The sequence below is a fragment of the Bradyrhizobium sp. UFLA05-153 genome (assembly GCF_054185185.1).
Window position 1 is genome coordinate 24,265 of sequence record NZ_JBBIAM010000112.1, and the last position, 7,388, is coordinate 31,652.

Consider the following 7,388-nt stretch of genomic DNA (forward strand, 5'->3'; position numbering starts at 1 on the left):
CTTGCCGGAGCTCGCTCTAAGTTAATTCCAGCGATGTTTTTGCCGTGGCGTTACTTTCGCCTTTTTCAACAGAATCGACCATGTGCGGACGTGTAACCACGACTACTTCTGACTGTTGCACAAGGCCGATGCAGGACAGTCGCATTCACGTTGAGCCCCGAAAATCGCAGCGCGGCTAAACGTACGATAATGCGGGCAGGGTCGCATTGTGCTTTAGCTGACACATTGAGGACTTGCCTGCTCCGTGGGCACGCGACCACTTCCGCGCCACCCGTTTGGGCGGCGCGTCACTAATCGAGAAGTCCAAATCCACAACACTGTCCAACAAAGCTCACCTACCAAGGGAGGTAAATACCCATGGCACCAGACGAGCCCGATCAGACCACCCCGAGCGCGGAGCCAACCCCAGAGCCGATGCCCAGCCCGGCCGTCGAGGCCACGCCCGAGCAGAAGACCGCCGTTTCTTCGGAGCCGGTCGAGGCCCCGGCCGAGCCCGTGGCCGAGCCGCCACCAGCCGAGGGCGAGCAGCAGGCGCCCGCGTAACTTGACTGGTGGAAAAGCAAAGGGCCGCAAAAAACCTTGCGGCCCTAACGCGCCAGCGGAGCATGCGCGGCGAGCCACCCTCCACAACAAGTGGAGAGGGTAAGAGCGCGAGATGCATTCGCTACCCCGCAATCTCCCGCCAATCCGCGCCGCGTAGCATGCGCATGACGGCGGAGGCCACCGCGGTTCGCTGGCGGCCGGCGACGCCGTAGAGGTTGACGGTGCGGCGTGCATCGAGCCCGGCCACCGACGTGCGCTTGAGGCTCTCCGGCACCGGCGAGGTGTGCGGCACCATGGCGAGGCCGATATCGGCCTCGACCAGCTCGATCAGATCGCGCTCGCTCGAAATCTCGTGGCTGTGATCGACGTCGACGCCATGCTCGCGCAGGCTTGCCGAGATACGCGTGGCGTGCTCGCAGTAGCTTCGGCTGAGCAGCTGCTCGGAGTGCAGATCGTCGAACTCGATCGTGCTGCGCTCGGCGAGCGGGTGGCCCTTGCCGATCACGAGCTCGAATTTTTCGGTAAATAGCGGCCAGACGTCGAGCCGCTCCCAGGCTTCGTCGATCTCGGCGGCGATGCCGAGCTCGGCCTCGCCCTTCTTGAGGAATTCGCCGACCTCGCGGTTCGAGCCGCGCAGGAAGCGGAATTCGAGCCGGTTGAACTGCCGCTTGATCTGGTTGAGATGCGGAATGAGCAGCGCGAGATCGATCGAATGCGTCAGCGCGATGCGCAGAGCGCCGATCTCGCCGCTCTTGAAGGATGAAGCGAGCGAGCGCGCGCCGGCCGCGGCCTCATAGCACTGTCTGAGCAGCGGATGCATGCGCTGGCCGAGCTCGGTCAATTGCGCCGCCGGCCGTTCGCGCCGGAACAGATCACCGCCGAGCTCGGCTTCGAGCTGCTTGATGGCGCGGGTCAGCGAGGGCTGCGTCACGTTGCACTCCTCGGCCGCGCGCGTGAAATTCAAAAGCTGCGCCACCGCGAGGAAATAGCGGACCTGGTGCATTTCCATGGATCGGCTCCCGGCAAGATCGAGCAGGAATCTAGCCGATCAGGGCGGGGAATGACATCCTGCCGGCGATAGCGCGCGCGTATGGTTTCGGAAGCCAACCGGCATTTCCGTTGTGTTCGGCAATTGGTCACAAGGGCATGGCGTAACAATCGCGCCGTGCCTGACGAATATTCGAGCAGTGCCAGCACGATGGGAGGCGACACATGCAAGATATGACGCAGCGCATCAAGTCGAGAGACCTGCCCGGTCAGGTCGTGCTTGTGCTCCAGGGCGGCGGCGCGCTCGGCTCCTACCAGGCCGGCGTCTACCAGGCGCTGCACGAGGCCGGCATCGAGCCGGACTGGATCATCGGCACCTCGATCGGGGCGATCAACGCCAGCCTGATTGCCGGTAATGCGCCGCGGGAGCGGTTGTCGCGGCTGATGGAGTTCTGGAAGCGGATGGAGCAGAATCCGGTCTGGAACCTGCGCACGGCGTTTCCGGGCTTCAACGAGAAGCTCGCCTACTGGTCAACTATCACCAACGGTATACCCGGCTTCTTCCGGCCCAATCCGCTGGCGCATGCCGGCGACTCCTTCCCGCTGGGCGCCGATCACGCCGGCTTCTATTCGACCGCGCCGCTGGAAAGAACGCTCTGCGAGCTCGTCGACTTTAACCTCGTCAATCGCTGCACGCCGCGCCTCACCGTCGGTGCCGCGCATGTCCGCACCAGCCAGATGCGCTACTTTGACAGCCGCGACGGTGATCTGACGGTGAAGCACGTCATGGCCTCGGGTGCGCTGCCGCCAGCCTTTCCGGCCGTGCGCATCGACGGCGAGCTCTACTGGGATGGTGGCATCCTCTCGAATACGCCGACGGAAGCCGTGTTCGACGACAATCCGCGCAAGGACTCGCTGATCTTCGCCGTGCATCTGTGGAATCCGGTCGGCGCCGAACCGACCACGATGGCGGAGGTGCTGAACCGTCACAAGGACGTGCAATATTCCAGCCGGATCGCAAGCCACATCGCGCGGCAGCAGCAGGCGCACCGGCTGCGCCACGTCATCAACCAGCTTGCCGCGCGGTTGCCCGAGAGCGATCGCAGCGATCCTGCGGTGCGCGAACTGACGAGCTATGGCTGTCCGACGCGGATGCATGTGGTGCGGCTGCTCGCCCCGCAGCTCGACCGCGAGACCCACACCAAGGACATCGACTTCAGCCCGTCCGGCATCATGCGGCGCTGGGACGCAGGTTATCTCCATACGCGATCGGTGCTGGCGCGCGCGCCGTGGATCGGCGAGTTCGATCCGCTCTCGGGCGTGGTGTTGCACGATAATCCTGATATCCTGCCGGTCGCGGCGGAGTAGCGCGGCGGAGTCCAACATCGGCTCATCCGCGTGAGCTTCGCAATTGGCCCCAAGCGGATGTTGCAAAGTGATTTCCGAGAACGACCTGGAGTTTGCGCTCGATCATATCAAGAGCAAGGCAGCTGGATCGACGGCGGGCATTTTTGGACCGGCCTCACTGACCTGGCGAATTGACCGAGAGGCCGTGATTTTTCTCGGAGCCGGTCGTGCGCTGCTGCTTCAACTGGCGCACCCGTGGGTTGCTGCCGCCATCGCCGAGCACTCCACGACGCTCGCCGATCCGATCGGTCGCTTCCATCGAACCTTCGATGTCATGTTTACGATGGTATTCGGCTCGCTCGATCAGGCGCTGACGGCTTCCCGGAAGCTGCATCGGCGTCACGCCGTGATCGTCGGCCGCTTGCCGGATGCTATCGGGTCGTTTGAAGCGAATTCGCACTACTGTGCCAATGAAGTCTCGGCGCTGCGTTGGGTTCATGCCACTCTCGTCGAGAGCGCGGTCATGGCGCACGATCTCGTCTTTCCGCCGCTCTCGGCCGACGAGCGCGAGCGATACTGGGCCGAATGCCGGCTTTTCGCAGCGATGTTCGGGCTGACCCCGGGCGACCTGCCGGCGGATTGGCAATCCTTTCTCGCCTACACTGAAGCCATGGCCCGCTCGGAGGTTTTGACCGTCGGCACCGCAGCGCGCGAGGTGGCCGGACAAATTCTCGGGGGCGTCGGAAGGCCCTGGTTACGGCCGCCCAAATGGTACCAGGCGCTGACGGCTCGCATGTTGCCGGAGCAACTGGGCGCGGGTTTTGGGTTAGCTTGTGATGAAGCCGATGGCAGGGCGGCGGACCGCGCGCTCAAGTGGATACGACGCATCTACCCCCGGCTGCCCGCGCGCCTGCGCTATGTCGGTCCGTATCAGGAAGCTCAAGCGCGACTGCGCGGGACGCCACAGCCCGGCTGGATGACGCGATGTCTCAACAGGGCCTGGATCGGACGGTCTTCGATCGGATGACCCGTCGTGACATGCGAAGCCGCCTCAAGCCGACGCGATCTTGCGATACAGCGCGCTGTAGCAGGCGGCGGAAATATTCCAGCTGAACGACCGCGACATGGCGGTGCGGCGCATGGAGTCGAGACGCTCCTGGGCCATGAAGGTCGTGAAGGCCCGACGAACGCCACCGAGGAAGGATTCGTAGGACGGCTGCGTGAACAGGAAGCCGGTCTCGCCGTCGGTGATGGTTTCCGCAAGGCCACCGGTCTGGTGGCCGATCGGCAGCGAGCCGAAGCGCTGGGCGTACATCTGGCTGAGTCCGCAGGGCTCGAAGCGCGAGGGCATCAGGGTGAAATCGCTGCCGGCAAAGATGCGCCGCGCCTGCGCGTCGTTGAAGCCGATGGCGACGCCGATCGCGTCGGGCCGCCTGCGATGGGCGTTGATCAGGGCCTGCTCGAGCGCCGGCTCGCCGGAGCCGGTGACGACGATCTGCCCGCCGGCATCGATGATCTCGTCGGCCGCCGACAGCACGAGGTCGATGCCTTTCTGATGCACGAGCCGCGCCACGATGCCGAACATCGGCCCGCGCGACACCGCGAGCCCGAATTGCTTGCGCACATAGTCCGCGTTGGCCCGCTTGCCGGCCCAGTCGCCGGCGCCGAATTGCTGGGCGAGCTGCGCGCAATAGCGGGGGTCCCAGCTCTCGTCGATCCCGTTCAGGATGCCGGTGAGCTCGGCCGCCTCCGAGCGGGCGCGCAACAGGCCCTCCAGGCCGCAACCGAATTCCGACGTGGTGATCTCGCGCGCATAGGTCGCACTCACGGTCGTCAGATGCGAGGCGTAGACCAGGCCCGCCTTCAGGAAGGACAATTGATCGTAGAACTCGACGCCGTCGATGTGGAAGGAGCTCTCGGGTGCGCCGATCCGCCGCAGCGCCTCTTTCGGGAAGAGGCCCTGATAGGCGAGGTTATGGATGGTCAGGATCGATGGCACCTTCGAGCCGCGCCAGGCGAGGTAGGCCGGCACGAGCGAGGCCTGCCAGTCGTTGGCATGGATCAGGTCGGCTGCCCAATTCTTGTCCAGGTTGCCCGTCGCAAGTTCAGCGGCTGCCGATGCCAAGCGCGCGAAGCGGATGTCGTTGTCGGGCCAGTCGCGCCCGGCATCATCGCCATAGGGATTGCCGGGACGGTCGTAGAGCTGCGAGCACAGCAGCACATAGACCGGCAGGCCGTCGCGCGTCGCGGCCCGGCCGAGCGTGCAGGCCGGCATCTCCGCAAACGCCGGACAGCGGCCAACGATCTGAATATGCGTGAGTTGTTCGATGATATCGCGATAGCCGGGCAACATGATCCGGATATCGGCGAAGGGGCGGAGCGCTCTCGGGAGCGCAGCAGAAACGGCGCCAAGTCCGCCGACGCGGACAAAATCGTCCATCTCTGTCGTGACGAACAAGACCCTCAAGAACAGCTGCCCTCAATCCGAGCCCGTTTGCTGCTATGCAAGATCGGGTCCAATTGTCCTCGGAATTCCAAGCCCGCCCCCCTGGAAGCTGCCGTTCGGGTAAAGACTTTCCTACCAGGCCGCCGCCATCTAGGGTCGGCGCATCAAACAAGCAAGAGCGCGCGTGGTTCCTAAGGGGAGACTCCGGGAATGCAGTTGGCAGATAAGCATGAGAGGACGACGACAAAGGCCTTCGCCGGTCTGCGGGTGCTGGATTTTTCGACCACCATCGCCGGTCCCCATTGCGCGCGGATGCTCGCCGACATGGGCGCCGAGGTGATCAAGATCGAGACCGAAGGCGGCGAGACGATGCGGACGCGCCCGCCGGTGCGCAACGGCTGCAGCACCGTGTTCGGCCAGCTCAATGTCGGCAAGAAGAGCATGGTGCTCGACCTGAAGTCGGAGGAGGGCAAGGAGGCGGTGCGGCGCCTCGTCGCCACCGCCGACATCCTGGTCGAGAATTTCCGTCCCGGCGTGATGCGCCGCCTGCGGCTCGATTACGACACGCTGCGCCCATTCAATCCGAGGCTGATCTACTGCTCCATCTCGGGCTACGGCCAGACCGGCCCGTCAGCGGAGTTGCCGGCCTACGCGCCGGTGATCCACGCGGCCTCCGGCTACGACATGGCGCATCTTGCCTACCAGCCCGGCCGCAACCGTCCCGATTATTGCGGCATCTATCATGCCGACGTCGTCACCGGCACCTATGGTTTCGGAGCGGTTGCGTCGGCGCTGTACCAGCGCACAGTCACGGGCCTCGGCCAGCACATCGACGTCTCCATGCTGGAGTCGATGCTGACGCTCACGGTGATAGAGCTGCAGAACTCGCAATTCGAGGTGAAGCCGCCGCCGCGTCCGATGTTCGGTCCGACCGAGACCGCCGACGGCTACGTCATGATCACCATCGCGAGCGAGAAGACCTTTCAGAGTCTGATGAAGGTGATCGACCGGCCTGACTGGATCTCCGACCCGCGCTTCTGCGCCTATGGCGTGCGACGCAACAACTGGGCTGACCTGATGGACGGCGTCGAAGCCTGGTCGCGACAGATCACGACCGAGCAATGTCTCGCAGAGCTCGGTGCCGAGGGCGTGCCGGCTTCGGCCTATCGCACCGTCGCCGAGGCATTGTGCGATCCGCAGCTCACGCACCGCCAGGCGCTGTCGGACGTGGAAGACGAAGGTGGCTCCTTCCAGGTGCTCAATCTGCCGTTCCGGATGTCGGGCGCGGACACGACGCCCGGCAAGCGCATCGCAGCGCTCGGCGAGCACACGCGTGAGCTTTGCGCGGAAGCGGGCCTCGGCGATGACGCGCTAATTCCGTCAGGCAAAACGGCTGCGCAACAATAAGCACTGCGGCGTTTGATCTCGCGCGCGTTCCTCTTGCCGTTGCGAGCGATTCTCGCCAATCTCGCCTGAAGTCATCAAGGATCCGGAACATACCGGACGAGAGGTTTTGGGAGAGAACAATGACGCACGCAGTTGCCGCGGCGCGCAGGCTTGCGCCGATTTTCCTTGTCACGGCATTTGCCATTGTTCCGCTGGTGCAGCCCGCGCAGGCGCAAAAATCCGGAGGCAGCATCACCGTCGGCCAGGAGCTCGATATTCCCGGCTTCGATCCGCTCAAGGTCGGTGTCTACGACACGTCGACCTTCACGGCGGCGGCGGCGATCTTCGACACGCTTACGACGCTCGACGACAAGGGCGAAGCCGCGCCCAAGCTCGCGGTGTCCTGGACACATTCCGACGACTACAAGAGCTGGACGTTCAAATTGCGCCAGGGTGTGAAGTTCCATGACGGCACGCCGTTCAACGCGCAGGCCTTCAAGGAAAACTTCGATCGTCAAAAGGATCCCGCCAACAAGTGCCGCTGCGCCTTCTACATCACCAACGTCAAGGAGGTGCTGGCGCCTGATGAATACACCATCGTCTATAACCTCACCGATCCTTCCGTGAATCTGCCGGCGGTCATCAGTATCCAGAGTCAGAACAATGCCGTGCATTCGCC

Annotated in this window: 7 protein-coding genes; 5 read left to right on the plus strand and 2 right to left on the minus strand. The window is 64.0% G+C overall.

Annotation, left to right across the window (positions count from 1 at the left end):
• Positions 1 to 357 precede the first annotated feature (357 nt).
• Entirely contained in the window at positions 358 to 543 is a 186-nt protein-coding gene (locus Q2941_RS40385; RefSeq protein WP_156944924.1) for a hypothetical protein, read from the plus strand.
• A 121-nt stretch (positions 544 to 664) separates the two neighbouring features.
• Here the strand turns inward: Q2941_RS40385 and Q2941_RS40390 are convergent, their stop codons facing one another.
• Positions 665 to 1,552 carry a LysR family transcriptional regulator gene (locus tag Q2941_RS40390; RefSeq protein WP_458195971.1) on the minus strand — a complete coding sequence of 296 codons (888 nt, stop codon included), beginning with the start codon at positions 1,550 to 1,552 and terminating at the stop codon, positions 665 to 667.
• Between the two features lie 203 nt (positions 1,553 to 1,755).
• Between Q2941_RS40390 and Q2941_RS40395 the strand changes: the two genes are divergently transcribed.
• Positions 1,756 to 2,898: a patatin-like phospholipase family protein gene (locus Q2941_RS40395; RefSeq protein ID WP_254107084.1), complete on the plus strand. Its 1,143-nt coding sequence runs from the start codon at positions 1,756 to 1,758 to the stop codon at positions 2,896 to 2,898.
• Positions 2,899 to 2,965: 67 nt separating this feature from the next.
• Entirely contained in the window at positions 2,966 to 3,904 is a 939-nt protein-coding gene (locus Q2941_RS40400; protein ID WP_458195972.1) for an oxygenase MpaB family protein, read from the plus strand.
• Between the two features lie 24 nt (positions 3,905 to 3,928).
• On the opposite strand, the gene glgA is transcribed toward Q2941_RS40400, so the two are convergent.
• Positions 3,929 to 5,344, minus strand: coding sequence for a glycogen synthase GlgA (gene glgA / locus Q2941_RS40405; protein WP_035665132.1), 1,416 nt, complete (start codon positions 5,342 to 5,344; stop codon positions 3,929 to 3,931).
• 189 nt (positions 5,345 to 5,533) lie between these two features.
• On the opposite strand from glgA, the gene Q2941_RS40410 reads away from it, so the two are divergent.
• Together Q2941_RS40410 and Q2941_RS40415 are read left to right on the plus strand one after the other, a co-directional pair.
• Entirely contained in the window at positions 5,534 to 6,730 is a 1,197-nt protein-coding gene (locus Q2941_RS40410) for a CaiB/BaiF CoA transferase family protein (RefSeq protein ID WP_027527991.1), read from the plus strand.
• Positions 6,731 to 6,849: 119 nt separating this feature from the next.
• Positions 6,850 to 7,388: ABC transporter substrate-binding protein (locus tag Q2941_RS40415; protein WP_458195973.1), on the plus strand; the 539-nt coding region annotated here is incomplete at its 3' end.